Genomic DNA, 14,597 nt, shown 5'->3' with positions numbered 1-14,597 from the left:
TGATCCGATGACGGTCAGCCCGGCCCCCGCCCGCCAGAGCCGGGGCGCGCCGACGTTGTTGTTGGCCGTCGTCGGGTACACGGTCAACTCGGCGGCGTGGGCGCTGGTCGGTGTGGCCCCGCACTTTCTGCCCTGGTACCACGACCTGAACGGCACGGCCCGGGCCGCGGTGGTCGCGGCGCCGCTCGTGGTCTGCGCGCTGGTCTGCGTACCGATCGGCGCGCTCACCGACTCCTACGGTGCCCGTCTGACGTTTCCGCTGGTGAGCGTCGTTTCCGCCGGTTCGGTAGTGACCCTCGCGCTGACCCGCACCGGCCCGGCTGCCGCGCTGGCCTGCGGCACGCTGGGCGTCGGGATCGCCGCGTTCACCGTGGGCGCCGCGATGGTGGCGCGGTGGGACCGGCCCGTCCGGCGCGGCTTCAGCCTGAGCGTCTTCGGCGCCGGTATCGGCGGCGCCGCGGTGGGCGCGGCGCTGGTCGGCCCGCTGACCGGTCTGCTCGGTCTGCGTACCGTCCTCCTGCTGCTCGCGGCGGCACCGGCGGCGTACGCCGTGGTCGCGGCGGTGCTCGTCCGGGACACCCCGCCCCGCCGGCCGGACCGGTCGCTCGCCGGGGATCTCGCGACGACGCTGCGGCTGAGCACGACCAGGTACTGGGTGGCGCTGTACGCCATCACGGCCGGCAGCCTGCTGGCGATGGTCCTGTACCTGCCGGAGTACCTGCACCGGCAGTACCGGCTGGACTGGACCCGGGCGACGCTGGAGACGGCGGTGCTCGTCCTGGCGGCGGCGCTGGCCCGGCCGGTCGGCGGTCGGCTCGCCGCGCGACGTGACGCGGCCGCGGTGCTCACCGTCTGCTTCGCCGGTACCGGCTGCTTCGGCGTCATGCTGGCGTTCCAGCCCGCGCTGCCGGTGGCGGGACTGATCCTGCTGGGTATGGCGGTCGGGCTCGGTACGGCCGGCGGCGCGCTGTGCGACCTCGTCGGCCGCACCGTACCCCGCAGCCAGGCGGGCCTGGTCACCGGCGTGATCGGCGCCGCCGGCAGCCTGGCCGGTCTGGTACCGCCGCTGGTCCTGGTCCTCGTGAACGCGCTGGACGGCTCGTACACGATCGGTTTCATGCTGCTGGCGAACGTGGCGTTCACCACGGCGCTGCACCTGCGCCTGCGCCGGGACCAGATCGGGCGTGCGCTGGCCTACCCGCCGACTCCCCCGCTGCCGGCCGATCTCGACACGACCGCGACCACGGTGGTGGCCGTACCCGCGGTCGCGGCGGCGCAGGCCCCGGCCGACGCCGTGGCGACCCTGGCCGACCTGGCCGCCCACCACGAACTGGTGATCGTGTACGGCCACGACGCGGACGGCCCGCTCGGCCCGCCGGCACTGATGGACGCGCTGCGTGCCCGCCTGCCCCGGTTCACGGTCACCGCGGTCTTCCTCGACGCCCATCCGGACGTCGGCGCGACCGAGTGCGCCCTGTTGGCCGACCTGCTCGACGAGGGGGCACTGGTGGTGGCGGTGGTACCCGCTCCGGACCCCGGCCCGACGGCCGAGGCGCTCACCGTCCGCCTGGCGGCGGACACGGCCCTGCGCCTGGAGTACGACCCGGTCGCCGGTACCCGCCTGCGCACCCTGCGGGAGCCGGCGTTCCCCGTCCCCGCACCAAATCCACGATCATGAAGGATCGGTGGGGTCGTGCCCAGGCGGTCTGCATGATCATGGGAAATTCAAGTCTGCCTTAATTGTTCCTTGTGATTACCGCAAGGTAACCGGTGACGCGGCCGGGCAGCGGGCCATCGACACCCATCCTGAGCTGGGTGGACGCGCCGTCACAGGGGTGGGCCGCGCCCCTCGGACCAGGTTTCCCCGGCATCGGGAGAGCGGAATACTACGCGACGAAGCGCGCGCCGCGCCGTCTCCCGGGTCGGCCTGACCGGCTCCCGGGTCGGCCTGACCGGCATCCTCACCAGGCCCACCGGCACCTGACGGACGTAGCGGCGCGCCCGACGAGCGAGGTGACACGTACGTGGAGCGAATGGCGAGGCGAGCGGCGATCCGGGCCCGGTCGAAGCGCAAACGCTTCCTGGGGATCGCCATGGGCGTCGTGCTGGCGGCGGGTTTCGCCGCCGGTATCCGGGCCGCGGTGGCGACGGAGAGCGACGACCCCGACATCCTGGCCATCATGGCGCAGCTGCCCAACGACCAGGCGCCGGGCGTCTGCGACGTACCGAAGGCGACGGCGTCGGCGGGGACCCGGCCGGCCACCGCGTCACCGTCCACGTCGGCCGGCCAGGCCACGTCCACATCGGCCCCGTCCGCCGCCCCCTCGGCGTCCGCCGGCGCGGCGTGCCCGCACGGCGACCAGGGCGGCCCGTTCGCCAGCGACTTCGTCTCGATCAACGACGTACCCGCGAAGGTGCGGGACGCGTCACCCGGGCGGGACGCCTCGCGTGGCACCTTCGTCTCGGTGTGCGGCCGTAACGAGAACAACCACTACAACTCCGACAACTTCATCGTGGCGCCGGGCGTGACCAACGGCGCGCACCACATCCACGACTACGTCGGCAACGTGTCCACCGACGGTTTCTCGACCGACGGGAGCCTCGCCGCCGCGGGTACCACCTGCAAGGGCAACGACCAGTCGGCGTACTTCTGGCCGGTGCTCCGGACGCGCGCGAAGGTCGACACCGACCAGAAGACCGACCCGAGCCACAAGTCCGACACCGACCACAAGGCCGGCGCCGACCAGCCCGGCGGCAGCGCCGACGGCAACATCGGCACGATCCTGCGCCCCGCCTCGGTCCGGCTGGAGTTCCGCGGCAACGCCAAGACCAAGGTACGGGCGATGCCCCGGTTCCTGCGCGTGATCACCGGTGACGCCAAGGCGGGTACCAACGGACCGACCAACGCCCGCGCCGCCTGGACCTGCACCGGTTTCGACAACCGGCTCACCACCAGGTACCCGGTCTGCCCGCAGGGCAGCCAGGTGCAGCGCATCCTCGACTTCCCGAGTTGCTGGGACGGCAAGAACACCGACAGCCCCAACCACCGGTCGCACATCGTCTTCCCCAAGAACGACGGCTCCTGCTGGGAGAAGACGGTCGCCGTACCGCAGCTACGGATGGTCCTCACCTACGACGTACCGGCCCGGTCGGTGATCTCGCTGGACACCTTCCCCGAGCAGAAGCACAACCCGCTCACCGACCACGCGGACTTCATCAACCTCATGCCGGACGCGCTGATGAAGTCGGCCGTGCACTGCATCAACACCGCCCACGAGTGTGACGCCGACGGGGCGCTCGGCGCCGAGCCGAGCCCGTCGCAGGTGGCCTCGGCGACCGCCTCCGCGACCCGGTCGGCACCGCAGCAGCCGGCCGCGTCGACGGGCGCCGCCGGGCACTCGCACACCAGCGCCCCGCGCACCCAGACCCCGGCCCCGCCGGCGGCACCGGGCCAGCAGATCCAGCAGGCCCCGCCGGCCGTGCGGGCGGACCGGACGGCGGCCGCCGGCACCGGCCAACCCGCGGCGCCGAGTGCGGGTGCCGCGGCACCGTCGGCGGCGGCCGCACCGGGCGCGACCGCGGCGCCCGACACCGCGCCGGCGGCCGGCGCCGAGAACCCCGCCGCGAGCGCCCCGGGGGGTGACACCCAGCAGCAGCAGCCGGCCGAGCCGCCGCTGCCCGCCACGGCCGACGGAGCCGGCACGACCGACGGAGCCGGCGCGGCACCGGGCGCGGCGCCCGGTGCGACCGAGGTCGCCGGGGTGGCCGGCGCGCCAGGGGCGATACCGGGCCTGGCCGGCGCGACCGGCGCACCGGGCACGCCGCCGCCGGGCGTGGACCGGGCGGCCGGGCAGGAGGGCCTGCTGACCGGCACCAACCGCATCGCGCTGTACATCCTCAACGGGACCCTACTCGCGGCGCTGATCGGCTGGATCGGCATGATGGTGCGGCGACGGCGCCTGCGCTAGAGGCTGACCGGCGGGCGCCCGTACGGGACCGACCGGCGGGCGCCCGCACCGGCCGGATCGACGGGGGATCCAGATGATCGTGGTGTGCGGTGAGGCCCTCATCGACCTCGTACCCGCCGGGTCCGCGGCGACGACCTGGCACGCGGCGTACGGGGGCGGCCCGGCCAACACGGCGGTGGCCCTGGCCCGGCTGGGCACCCCCGCCGCACTGGCCTGCCGGCTGTCCGGCGACGGCTTCGGCCGGCAACTGCGGGCGTACCTGGCCGACAGCGGCGTCGACCTGCACCTCGCCGTCGCGGCCAGCGAGCCGACCACCCTCGCGGTCGTCGGGTTCGACGAGCAGGGGGTCGCCGACTACCAGTTCTACGTCAGCGGTACCGCCGACTGGCAGTGGTCGCCCGACGAGCTGCCCGACCGCCTGCCGGCCGGTACGCAGGGGCTGCACGTGGGCTCGCTGGCCACCGTCCTGCCGCCCGGCGCGGACGTGCTGCACGCATGGGCGGCGGCGCACCGGGACGAGACGATGGTGACCTACGACGTCAACGTACGGTCGGCCCTGCTGCCCGACCGGGACGCCTACCGCCGGCACGTCGAGGCCTGGCTCGACGTCGCCCACGTCGTCAAGGCCAGCGACGACGACCTGCGGTGGCTGTACCCCGGGCGGGACCCGCTGGTGGTGGTCCGGGACTGGCTGGACCGGCACGACCTGGCGCTGGTCCTGGTCACCGAGGGCGCCGACGGCGCGGTCGCGGTGCCGCGCGGGCACGCCCCGGTACGGGTACCGGGGATCGAGGTGGACGTCGTCGACACCGTCGGCGCCGGGGACACGTTCACGGCCGCGTTCCTGCACCGGCTGCCGTCCGGCCCGTTCGACGCCGACCATCTCGTACCGGCGCTGCGGTTCGCGGTCGCCGCGGCGGCGCTGGTCTGCACCCGTAAGGGCGCCCAGCCACCCACCCAGGACGAGGTCGAGGAACTGCTCGCCCGCGGGTAGCGGCCCCGGACGCCTCAGGTACCGGCCGCACCGGTCGATAACCCCGTGTACGACCGACGAGGCAAGGGGTACGCGTGCGGCAGGCTTCGGTGCGCCCTACGGGGATCGAACGCACATTCTCCGACGACGAGGTGATCGTCAGTAAGACCGACGTGAAGGGCCGGTTGACCTACGTCAACGACGTGTTCCTGCGGGTGTCCGCCTACACCGAGGAGGAGATCCTCGGCCAGCCGCACAACGTCATCCGCCACCCGGACATGCCGCGCGGCGTGTTCAAGCTGCTGTGGGACACCATCCAGGCCGGCGAGGAGCTGTTCGCCTACGTGGTCAACCTGGCCGGCGACGGCGCCCACTACTGGGTGCTCGCCCACGTCACGCCGACCTTCTCCTCGCAGGGGCAGATCATCGGGTACCACTCCAACCGGCGTACCGCGAACCACGCCGCGCTCGCCCGGATCCAACCCGTCTACCAGCAGATGCTGGCCGAGGAGCGGCGCCACGAGCGTCCGGCCGACGCGATCGCCGCGTCGACGGCCCTGCTCAACGAGATCGTGATGGCGAACGCGTCCTCCTACGGCGAGTTCGTCTGGTCGCTCGAACCCGAAGAGGTGACCCTGTGAGCGCACTGCCGAGAGGCGGCCGGCGCCCCGCGGCCAAGGCCGACGACGTCGAGGTGTACCGCGAGGCGCTGCGGGCGATCGCCGAGTTCTGCGACCACGTGGCCGTCGGCGACCTGGAGGTCCGCGTCCCCCAACTCGCCGGGGAGGACGCCGTACCGGAGATCGCCCGGGCCCGGCAGGGCCTCAACCGGATGCTCGACCTGACCGACGCCTACGTCCGGGAGTCGACGGTCTCGCTGGGCGCGGCGAGCGAGGGTCGCTACTACCGCCGCTTCCTGCTGCGCGGCATGCGCGGCGCGTTCCGGCGGGGCGCGGCGACCATCGAGAAGGCCCGGATCGCCGTCCGGCAGAGCGCCGATGACCTGAACGAGGCCGCCGACCAGCGGCGGGCGCTGGCCGACGAGTTCGAGTCGGTCGTCATGTCGATGTCGGAACACGTCGCCTCCGCCGCCACCGAGTTGAGCGCCTCCGCGGGCAGCCTCGCGGAGTCGACCCGCTCCACGGTCGTCGCGGCCGACCGCTCGGCCGACGTGATCCGCCAGCTCAGCGAGTCGTCGGCGCAGATCGAGCAGATCGTCCAACTGATCAACAGTGTGGCGGCACAGACCCGGCTCCTCGCGCTGAACGCGACGATCGAGGCCGCTCGGGCCGGCGAGGCGGGGCGCGGGTTCGCGATCGTGGCGAACGAGGTCAAGCAGTTGGCCGACAAGACCGCCGGGGCGACCGACGAGATCAGCCAGAAGGTCGCCGGTATCCGGAACCAGACCGACGAGGTGGTCGGCGCGATCGACACGGTGCTCGAGTCGATGCGCGGCGTCGAAACCATGGTCGACGGCATCACCTCGGCGGCCGAGGGGCGGCGCGGCGCGGACGACGGCCTGTCGCAGATGGCCGAGGCGCTCCAGGCGGCCGCCGGCCGGTTCCTCACCGTCCTGCGCCAGTAGATTCCGCTCCGTCGGGGCTCCGCACCGTCGGGGCTCCACGGAGCTGTTTTCAGCCTGATTGGCGCTGCTCCTCCAGGAGTTGAAGGACGAGGGTCGCCGCGAGCAGGGCGGTGGCGCGCTGCGGACAGCAGTGCAGCTTGGCCAGTAGCTTCCAGCCCTTGACGGTGGCGATGGCGCGCTCCCCGATGGCCCGGATCTTGGCGTGGGTCCGGTTGACGGCCTTCTGCCGTCGCGACAGGCAGCGCCGGGGAGATCCAGTGCAGCCGGCCGGCCGGGTCAGCGATGACCTGGGCGTCGACGCCGTGGCAGTAGTGTTTGCCGGCGTAGTGGCGCCGGTCGGCCGCCCCGGACAGCCGGTCGGTGCGGACCAGGGTGCCGTCGACGATCGCGTACGCCAGCCGGGCGATGCCGGGCATGGCCTGTGGGTGAGGGTGGGTGCGGACGCGGCAAGCGGCTCGACGGCCTCGCGGATGTAGCGCCAGGCGGTGGTGGGGCTGACGGCGAAGCCGGCGGCCAGCCGGGCCGGAGTGTCGCCGTTGCGCAGATGGGCCAGCACCAGCAGGGCCTGCCGGCCGGGGTTGAGGCGCCGGTATTGGGTGCCGCGGCGGGCGCGGTGGGCGCGCAGCAGCTCGGCCAGGTGGGTCAGGCTACGGCACGACAGCGGAATCGTGGCAGGATAGGTCAGCACGAAGCTCCTCGGGCAGACGACATGAGCCTTGGTCGACCACGTCATCTACCAAGAGCTTCGTCCGCATTCAGGGACCAACACGCCCATCGATCTGTCTGGCCTGCAACTGCCTAGCCCAGGTTGAAAGCAATTCAAGTACTTCCATGTGGCGGCGGCGCTCACCGCCGACAGCGCGCGGACCATCTGGGTCGACGAGATGCAGCCCGTTGACCTGATCGCCTGCGGCAGCGTGGCCGCCAACCGCCACGGCGTACGTATAGGTAAGGGCGCCGGGTACTCCGGCATTGAGGTCACATTGCTCACCGAGGCCGGTCTGATCGGCCCGGGCACCACGATCGTCGCGACCGAGCACCAACTCCAAGTCGTCGATGACGACCCACCCGAGACCGAACACGACTTCAGCGTCGATTTGATCGTCACACCTGACGAGGCGATCGAGTGCCAGCCGCCGAGACGGCCTGGCGGCATCGTCATCGGACACCTGACGAAAGAAAAGATCGCATCGATTCCCGCGCTTGCAGGGCTGAACATGACGGGATGAGGCTGCCACCCCACCGCAGCACTCCGTGACACCCTGCAAGGCCCTTCAAAATTGGCCCCAGTCACATGGTAGGCGGAAGTGGAAAGCCCATCCGAGGTGGGTTGATCCAGCTCGTCAGGTCATAGACCCGATTACAATAGTCATCAGGCTGATTGATGATTGGATCAAACAATTGACCATCGGTGTGCAGCTTAGACGCTAGCTCTTGCACAAAGCCTGCCGCCACCCCGAAGATGGACTCACCACTGCTCCTCGTGAGGGGAATATCAAGGCCATACGACGTTCTTGCGCTCGACGCCTGAACGTAAATGCGACATCGATTAGGGCCCCTCAGCATGAATCCCGAAAATTTGTATACCTCCCTGAACTGAGGCAACGCCGGACCGCCATACAGCTGGGCGAGCAGGCGGAATAAGTCTTGATTAGGAGGAACCTCAGCAGATGCCCCGATCAGCTCAGAAGCCGAAACCGCGCAAACTACATTTGCATGACTGTCTTTTCGGAGCAATGGATTCTGCGAAATTTGGCGCAGACTCTGCGCAATCTCAGAAAAGACGTAGGCAATGGCTAGGTCAACATCGCGAAGGCTGCCGTCACGAAATAACTCAGGCAACGCAAACTCAGCGGATACACCCGATGCCATGCTCGCATCATCAGACAACGCTACTCGGGCACGTTCAGCATCTACTCGAACAACTCCCCTGAGTCTAGGGACTGAACCTGGAGGAGCTACCACGAAAGGCAGCAGGCTTCCCAGCAAGAAGCCGTACACATGATCGCAATCCTCCAGGTTCATGCCGCCCTACCCCCTAGCGGAAATTGCTTGCCTTGATCGCATTATGGCACGGGGACACGGTTGACCGCGTCGGGACACACATTTTTGCCCTTACAGTAGCCCGTGATCACTCCGATGTACTTACCGTCCGGGGTCGTGTAGGCACCGTCGCTCGTTCGCGTGGCCAGTTGCACTCCGAACACGACCGTTTCGCGGATCATCAGCGCGTTGTCCACCAGCACGGCCGTGTAGTTGCCCTGAGCGTCCGGCCCATGGGACCTAAGAGCGGCTTTAAATGGCTCGGTGGAGTAGAGGTTGTGCCTCATGTAATAGTGCTGGTATCCCCACGAATCGGTTCCCAACCGGATGGGGACGTAGGTTCCATTCCAGTCATTGCCACCCCAAACAATTCCCCACCAATTAACGCCGGGGGTCCCGGTGTCTTGCGGAGTTGGGCCTGCCGCTTCCCCGCCGGGAATCGGACTCTCCTTCGACAACGACTCTGTGAATGTTCCATTGGATAGCTCGATATGGAAACGATCCGGAAGACTCGCTGAAGGCATCGACCGAATGGCCTCCAAGGAGAGCCCAGTGGCGGCACCGTACTCCTCCACCGACACCCACCGTAGAGTTTCTTCCGCACCATCTACTGATCCAGCCGCGGCCTTCGCATTAACCGCGAACGCCATGCTGAATACAGCAACCGCCACTAGAGCCCTGCGCATTGCGCCCATTACACGAGCCTTGTGCTTCGCAGACACCTGACCTGAGCCCCTTCGTCGAGTTGCCTACCTAATATTTAACTCGACCAATCTATTTACCGAAGAAGACTTCGGTCAATGCGATCGATTGTGATATATGTCACGAATGACGAATTAGTTGACACAAATTCACTCTAGAGATTGTCCGGATGGCGAGTGACAGCCAGCCACTCGGCGCCGTCGCTGACCAGCACCACGGACGGGCTGCAACCCGCGCTTCGGCACGACCAACTGCCGGGACATCCTGCTGCGGCCAGACCGGCCCCACGGCCGGTTGGCTTGATGTCGGCTATGACACCTTGACAGGCGCCGCGAGCGGAGCGTCCATCGGTACGCGGCAACATTCCGGCGTCTACCGGTCAACCGGTCGTGACCCGCCCCGATGCTTGGACCGCGCTGCCGTGCCGAAGAGTTCGTCGGTCGCCTGGAGGCGCATCGCGCTGGTATTCCGTCGCTGATTTGGCCTGGTGGAGTTTGTCACGTCCTCGTTGGACCTTGGCGATGATGTCGTCCGCGGAGGCCGTACAGACGAACGGCTTCGGGTCGCGATTCCAGGCCTCGGCCCACGCGATGATCACCTCGGTCAGGTCGTCGACACGGGGCTGTTTTCAGCCTGATTGGCGCTGCTCCTCCAGGAGTTGAAGGACGAGGGTCGCCGCGAGCAGGGCGGTGGCGCGCTGCGGACAGCAGTGCAGCTTGGCCAGTAGCTTCCAGCCCTTGACGGTGGCGATGGCGCGCTCCCCGATGGCCCGGATCTTGGCGTGGGTCCGGTTTACGGCCTTCTGCCGTCGCGACAGGCGCGCACGCTGGTGGTGGCGTTTGAACGGGGTGCGGACCGTGCCGCCGGCACCCTGGTATCCCTTGTCCGCGAACGTCATGACGTTGGCGTCGGCCAGGGCGTCGACGATGCCGTGGTGCGGGCGGCGGTCAGGTCGTGGGTGGCGCCGGGCAGCGCCGGGGAGATACGGAGACCGGCTACTGAGCCATTTTCATCGTGGGTAGCGATCGGCTTCGAGGTGGTGCAGGACGAGGATGGCCTACACGATCGCGGTGGCACGGCGAGGGCAGCAGCGCAATCGCGGCAATGTAGGACAGCAACGAGGCTCCCGGTTGAGGCGTCGGGCCTTGGTCGATCGCTGTCTTACCGGGAGCCTCGTTTCACGTCGATCCCTTGCCTGGCTTCGTTCGTGACAACGGGTCCCAAATGTGCGTGACTTCGGGGCCCGGATCGGGCGCTTCCGCTTGATCAATGTCGCCGAGTTTGGGTCCCGCCTGGAGGTGGGTCGACGGTGTCGCCCGGGGGTCAGAAGGGCGGGTTCGAGCTTGGCTGGGCCATCGGTCCGGTAGTGCGTGGCTGCGGGAGTCCCGTCGGATTGCCGCGAACAGGTCGACCTTCGACATCGGCGGCATCGGCGGGCTCCCGTCCAGACCGGCCGATGCTGCCATCGTCGCGGGCGGACGCGAACCGGGCGAGCATCGAAACCACCCAATCGAGGTGGGTCCCGAACCGGAGTACAAGACGCAGGTCGCCGGGCGCGCGGGCGATCATCTCTCTCGGCCAACTCAGGAGTCCCGCGAATCCTGCACTAGCGCCGACTGGTTTGTTATGGAAACCTATTGGCATGAGCACTCATTCGGTACCTGCCGGCGACGACCCCCGCCGGCTGCTGTCCGACGCACGCACCCTCGCCCACCGGGTGCGCGTCGATCAGCGTGTGACCTGGGTCGCGCTGTTGGTGCTGGCCGCGGTGACCCTCGTGGCGATCCCGGTCAGCTGGTTCGGCCTGCAGCTGCACTGCCACCCCGACGGCAGCTGCCAGGTAAAGCAACGGGCCGGGCTGTACTACTGGCCCCCGGCGCTGCTGGCGGCCTACGCGGTCATCGCCGTCTGCTACGTGCGGGCCGCCCGGGCACGCGGGCTGGGCGCCCGCGTGCTGCCTTACGCGATCACCGGTGCCGCCACGACCGTCGTGTTCACCGCCGCGTTCGTGGCAGGGGACCTGTACCTGCGGAGCCACCCGCTGCCGGACCACCCACACCCTGACCCGTACTGGTGGTTCCTGCTGAACCAACTGATCTCACCGCAGGGCATGATCGGGGTCGCGCTGCTGGTGCTCGCCCGGTTGGAGCGCAACGTCGCGCTGCTACTGTTCACCCTCGGCTACCTGGCGTTGGTGCTGCTGGTGCTGCCTACGATGAACTTCGGGCCGCCGCATTTCGGAATCCGGGCGGGAATGGTGATATCGCAACTCATCATCGGCGCCGTGCTGCTGATGGGCGCGGTCGGCTTCGCGGCGGCCCGCCGGCGGCACCGGTGACCGCCGTGACCGACACCCCGGACCCCCACGCCGCGCACCCGGTCACCGGCCTGGACGAGGTGGTGCACCAGCGGGTCCGGCTCGGCATCCTCACCATCACGCACGAGGCCCGCCGGGTCGAATTCGGCTACCTGCGCACCCAGCTGGAGCTGACCGCCGGCAACCTCTCCAAGCACCTGAGCGTGCTCGAGGAGGCCGGCCTCATCGAGGTGGAGAAGGGGTACGAGGGCCGGCGCGGCCGGACCTGGATCACCCTCACCGCCGCCGGCACCACCGCGCTGGCCAACGAGATCCGGCGGCTGAAGCTGCTCATCACACGGGTCGAAACCATCGAGACTACCGACACCCCGGAGGATCGATGACCACCCCGACCGACCCGCCGACACCTGCTCACCACCACGCCCGCCACGGGGGTCGCCATTCCGCTCGGCACCGGCCGCGACTGGGCGGCCCCGGCACGACTCACGCTGCCCCCCACCCACCGGACCGCACCGTCACGGTGAAAATGGCTCACTGATTCGGCGGGCCAACGCGCCGCACACCGGCGGACGGCCAGCCAGAGGAACGGGCGGCCGCGCACCGGCGCCCCGGTCACTGTCGGCCCGGTCACCAGTGGCCCCGGTTGCCGGGGCGGGGCGGCCGGCGGATCCAGCCCAGAAACCGCGCGTACAATTCCCCGGCGGCCATCGCCGGAAGGTCCTGGGATGCTTGCACAAAATGCGCACCCATCAGTAACCCCAGTGACACCGGCGCACCGTCGAATTCGGCCAGCAGTTGGGCCCGGCGGGTGTGGCAGGGCCACGCCTCCCAGCAGCAGGCGCACGTCCACAGTGGGCGTACCGGTACGTGAAGCGAACTCATTTCCTTTTCCTCGCCTGCTCCGCCTCGTCGGCGGCGCGGCGCAATTCACACGGATAGACCTCGGACCGGCAGGAACATCCGAAGATCACACGGGTTCCGATCCAACGCACACTCGGCCGGTGCAGGAATTTGATTCGCGCGATATCAGCCTCGTCCATGGCCCTCTCCTCTGCGTGGAGAGGGGCGTGACGGCCGGGCCTTTTGGGGTGTGGGGATCCGGAACATCCGACCGTCACGTCCCGTGCGATCCATCGTGGTGGCGATTACTCAAGAATGCAACATCATCGGACGAATTAATTGACTCGATTTAATCGTGAGCCCTAATCTCGTTGCGCAATCGCAGACCCTCGAATTACATATCGAGCGTAAATCGCGCCCGGTATGTAATCACCGACGAAGGAGTACCGGTGGCGATCGATCCCGGCTCGACGGTCCCGAGGCGACAACTCGGGCGTTACCTGCGACAACTGCGAGAGGAAGCGCAGCTCACCGTGAAGGCGGCGGCCGAGGAACTGGAGTGGTCGGCCCCCAAGATCTGGCGGATCGAGAGCGGCGCGACCTCGATGCGCGCGCTCGACGTCGAGGCCATGTGCAAGGTGTACGGAGCCTCCCCCGAGATAACCCAGGTCCTGACCGGCCTGGCGAAGGAGACCAAGGCCAAGGGGTGGTGGCACTCCTACGGCGACGCGATCCCGGCGTGGTTCGAGCTGTACGTCGGCCTGGAGAGCGCCGCGACCCGGCTGCGGCAGTACGAGCCGGAGTTGGTCCCAGGACTGCTCCAGACCGAGGCGTACGCGACCGAGGTCTTCCGGATCGATCCAGCCACGTCCGAGGTGGACATCGAGCGTGGCGTGGCGGTGCGGCTCGAACGCCAGGCGCTGCTCACCCGCAAGCGCCCGCCGGCACCTCAGGTGGATTTCGTGCTGAACGAGGCTGTGCTCCGCCGCCCGGTCGGCGGGCCCGCCGCGATCGCCGACCAACTCCGCCACCTCAACGAAGTTGGCAAGCTGTCCAACGTATCGATCCGCGTGCTTCCGCTAAGCACCGGCCTGCACCATGCCGCCATGACCGGCGGCTCGTTTGTAATCCTGGACTTCCCCACGGGAGGCGCGAACCCCGAACCGCCCACGGTGTACAGCGACGGTCTGACCGGCGGCCTCTACCTCGACCGGCCCCAGGAGATCGCGGCTTACGAAAGGGTGTGGACCGGCCTCGTCCGATCGTGCCTGACCGAGCAACAATCAACGAAGCTGATCGCAGCCGCAGCCAAGGAGTGGGGATCGCGATGACCGACCTGTCCCGCGCCCGATGGCGCAAGAGCAGCCGCAGCAACAACGGCGGCAACTGCGTGGAAGTAGCCGACAACCTTGCCGGGGTCGTCGCGGTACGCGACTCCAAGGACCCGGCTGGTCCGGTCCTGACGTTCACCCCGGCCGGGTGGGCCGCGTTCGTGGCCGGCGTCAAGCACGGCGAGTTCGACCGGTAGCCGGGCAACTCGGTCACCGGGCACGGCCGGTAGCCGGGCAGACCGGTGGCCGGATATCACTGCCGGGCGATGGCCGGGCGGGTCGCCGGCAGCGGCGCCCGCCCGGCCGTGCCCCGGCCGCGCGGACAGGAGGGGAACACGTGTGCGCCTGGCACCTCCTCGCCGTCGCGGCCACGGCCACGCTGCTGGCCGGGTGCGGTGCGGACCCGGACTCCGTCGCTCCGGTAATGACGAAGCCGGTGAAGCCGCCTGCCTCGTCACCCGCCGGCACCGCGTCCGCCGACCCCGTTACCGGTACCGGCTCCGCCGACAGTCCCCGGCAGGTCCGGTGTACCGGCGGCGAGGCCCACCTCGACACCAGGGAGCGGCCGACGGCCGACGACCTGGCGGTCGGGCCGCTGCGCTGGCCGGGCCTGCTCTCCTGGGCCACCGCCGACCCGGCTGACCACGGCAACGCCGACAGCTACAAGCTCGGCGCCGAGGTCGAGGCCGGCTCGGTCGTGACCGTCACCGTGAGCTGATTTCAACCTCGCTGGCGTGGTCCCCACCAGGGCAGGATGGGTGGCAGGTCGGTGAGGAGCCGGGCTGGCCGTTTGGGCTCGGGCGATTCGCCGTCGTCGCCGTCCCAGCGGCGTCCGTAC

14 protein-coding genes and 2 pseudogenes are annotated in these 14,597 nt (G+C 69.3%); 11 read left to right on the top strand and 5 right to left on the bottom strand.

The features are described from left to right. The first annotated feature begins 7 nt into the window (after window positions 1-7). The 5 genes from ACNTMW_RS28010 to ACNTMW_RS27990 all read left to right on the top strand — a co-directional run bounded on the left by ACNTMW_RS28010 (window position 8) and on the right by ACNTMW_RS27990 (window position 6,526). Complete coding sequence (locus ACNTMW_RS28010; RefSeq protein WP_426636871.1) at window positions 8-1,678, top strand: MFS transporter; 1,671 nt, start codon at window positions 8-10, stop codon at window positions 1,676-1,678. 355 nt (window positions 1,679-2,033) lie between these two features. Then, window positions 2,034-3,968 carry a DUF1996 domain-containing protein gene (locus ACNTMW_RS28005; RefSeq protein ID WP_426636869.1) on the top strand — a complete coding sequence of 645 codons (1,935 nt, stop codon included), beginning with the start codon at window positions 2,034-2,036 and terminating at the stop codon, window positions 3,966-3,968. Window positions 3,969-4,041: 73 nt separating this feature from the next. Further along, on the top strand, window positions 4,042-4,962 hold the full coding sequence (locus ACNTMW_RS28000; RefSeq protein WP_426636868.1) for a carbohydrate kinase family protein: 921 nt from the start codon (window positions 4,042-4,044) through the stop codon (window positions 4,960-4,962). A 74-nt stretch (window positions 4,963-5,036) separates the two neighbouring features. Continuing rightward, on the top strand, window positions 5,037-5,582 hold the full coding sequence (locus ACNTMW_RS27995; protein ID WP_426636867.1) for a PAS domain-containing protein: 546 nt from the start codon (window positions 5,037-5,039) through the stop codon (window positions 5,580-5,582). Continuing rightward, window positions 5,579-6,526 carry a methyl-accepting chemotaxis protein gene (locus ACNTMW_RS27990; RefSeq protein WP_426636866.1) on the top strand — a complete coding sequence of 316 codons (948 nt, stop codon included), beginning with the start codon at window positions 5,579-5,581 and terminating at the stop codon, window positions 6,524-6,526. The genes ACNTMW_RS27995 and ACNTMW_RS27990 overlap by 4 nt, the downstream gene beginning before the upstream one ends. Before the next feature lie 49 nt (window positions 6,527-6,575). Here ACNTMW_RS27990 and ACNTMW_RS27985 read toward each other — a convergent pair. Next, a pseudogene (locus ACNTMW_RS27985) lies at window positions 6,576-7,214 on the bottom strand (transposase family protein). Between the two features lie 145 nt (window positions 7,215-7,359). Here ACNTMW_RS27985 and ACNTMW_RS27980 point away from each other — a divergent pair. Further along, a complete protein-coding gene (locus ACNTMW_RS27980; protein WP_426636865.1) occupies window positions 7,360-7,755 on the top strand; it encodes a 5-formyltetrahydrofolate cyclo-ligase in 396 nt (131 codons plus the stop codon). A 61-nt stretch (window positions 7,756-7,816) separates the two neighbouring features. Here ACNTMW_RS27980 and ACNTMW_RS27975 read toward each other — a convergent pair whose 3' ends face one another. The 3 genes and pseudogenes from ACNTMW_RS27975 to ACNTMW_RS27965 all read right to left on the bottom strand — a co-directional run. Further along, on the bottom strand, window positions 7,817-8,551 hold the full coding sequence (locus ACNTMW_RS27975; RefSeq protein ID WP_426636864.1) for a hypothetical protein: 735 nt from the start codon (window positions 8,549-8,551) through the stop codon (window positions 7,817-7,819). 41 nt (window positions 8,552-8,592) lie between these two features. Beyond that, on the bottom strand, window positions 8,593-9,255 hold the full coding sequence (locus ACNTMW_RS27970; RefSeq protein ID WP_426636863.1) for a hypothetical protein: 663 nt from the start codon (window positions 9,253-9,255) through the stop codon (window positions 8,593-8,595). A gap of 644 nt (window positions 9,256-9,899) precedes the next feature. Then, window positions 9,900-10,252 (bottom strand): annotated as a pseudogene (locus tag ACNTMW_RS27965) (transposase family protein); the annotation flags it as partial. Window positions 10,253-10,913: 661 nt separating this feature from the next. Here ACNTMW_RS27965 and ACNTMW_RS27960 point away from each other — a divergent pair. After that, window positions 10,914-11,609 carry a hypothetical protein gene (locus tag ACNTMW_RS27960; protein ID WP_426636862.1) on the top strand — a complete coding sequence of 232 codons (696 nt, stop codon included), beginning with the start codon at window positions 10,914-10,916 and terminating at the stop codon, window positions 11,607-11,609. After that, complete coding sequence (locus ACNTMW_RS27955) at window positions 11,606-11,971, top strand: transcriptional regulator (RefSeq protein WP_426636861.1); 366 nt, start codon at window positions 11,606-11,608, stop codon at window positions 11,969-11,971. The genes ACNTMW_RS27960 and ACNTMW_RS27955 overlap by 4 nt, the downstream gene beginning before the upstream one ends. 495 nt (window positions 11,972-12,466) lie before the next feature. Here the strand turns inward: ACNTMW_RS27955 and ACNTMW_RS27950 are convergent, their stop codons facing one another. Continuing rightward, the gene (locus tag ACNTMW_RS27950) at window positions 12,467-12,628 is read right to left on the bottom strand and encodes a hypothetical protein (RefSeq protein ID WP_426636860.1); all 162 of its coding nucleotides are present in this window, start codon (window positions 12,626-12,628) and stop codon (window positions 12,467-12,469) included. 249 nt (window positions 12,629-12,877) lie between these two features. Here ACNTMW_RS27950 and ACNTMW_RS27945 point away from each other — a divergent pair, with 249 nt between their 5' ends. The 3 genes from ACNTMW_RS27945 (at window position 12,878) to ACNTMW_RS27935 (ending at window position 14,477) form a co-directional block, all read left to right on the top strand. After that, window positions 12,878-13,759: a helix-turn-helix domain-containing protein gene (locus tag ACNTMW_RS27945; RefSeq protein ID WP_426636858.1), complete on the top strand. Its 882-nt coding sequence runs from the start codon at window positions 12,878-12,880 to the stop codon at window positions 13,757-13,759. Further along, complete coding sequence (locus ACNTMW_RS27940) at window positions 13,756-13,956, top strand: DUF397 domain-containing protein (protein ID WP_426636856.1); 201 nt, start codon at window positions 13,756-13,758, stop codon at window positions 13,954-13,956. Before ACNTMW_RS27945 ends, ACNTMW_RS27940 begins: the two co-directional genes overlap by 4 nt. Window positions 13,957-14,096: 140 nt before the next feature. Next, the gene (locus ACNTMW_RS27935; protein WP_426636855.1) at window positions 14,097-14,477 is read left to right on the top strand and encodes a hypothetical protein; all 381 of its coding nucleotides are present in this window, start codon (window positions 14,097-14,099) and stop codon (window positions 14,475-14,477) included. Window positions 14,478-14,597 lie beyond the last annotated feature (120 nt).

This window comes from Planosporangium spinosum, assembly GCF_049999945.1.
Classification (GTDB): domain Bacteria; phylum Actinomycetota; class Actinomycetes; order Mycobacteriales; family Micromonosporaceae; genus Planosporangium; species Planosporangium spinosum.
The sequence above is the reverse complement of the archived record's forward strand: the minus strand, read 5'-3'. Positions and strand labels throughout refer to the sequence as shown.

Bases quoted from the DNA above. Each gene is read 5' to 3' on its own strand.
- ACNTMW_RS28010 (WP_426636871.1), top strand. From the start codon at position 8: ATGACGGTCAGCCCGGCCCCCGCCCGCCAGAGCCGGGGCGCGCCGACG.
- ACNTMW_RS27960 (WP_426636862.1), top strand. From the start codon at position 10,914: ATGAGCACTCATTCGGTACCTGCCGGCGACGACCCCCGCCGGCTGCTG.
- ACNTMW_RS27940 (WP_426636856.1), top strand. From the start codon at position 13,756: ATGACCGACCTGTCCCGCGCCCGATGGCGCAAGAGCAGCCGCAGCAAC.
- ACNTMW_RS27975 (WP_426636864.1), bottom strand. From the start codon at position 8,551: ATGAACCTGGAGGATTGCGATCATGTGTACGGCTTCTTGCTGGGAAGC.
- ACNTMW_RS28000 (WP_426636868.1), top strand. From the start codon at position 4,042: ATGATCGTGGTGTGCGGTGAGGCCCTCATCGACCTCGTACCCGCCGGG.
- ACNTMW_RS27970 (WP_426636863.1), bottom strand. From the start codon at position 9,255: ATGCGCAGGGCTCTAGTGGCGGTTGCTGTATTCAGCATGGCGTTCGCG.
- ACNTMW_RS27950 (WP_426636860.1), bottom strand. From the start codon at position 12,628: ATGGACGAGGCTGATATCGCGCGAATCAAATTCCTGCACCGGCCGAGT.
- ACNTMW_RS28005 (WP_426636869.1), top strand. From the start codon at position 2,034: ATGGCGAGGCGAGCGGCGATCCGGGCCCGGTCGAAGCGCAAACGCTTC.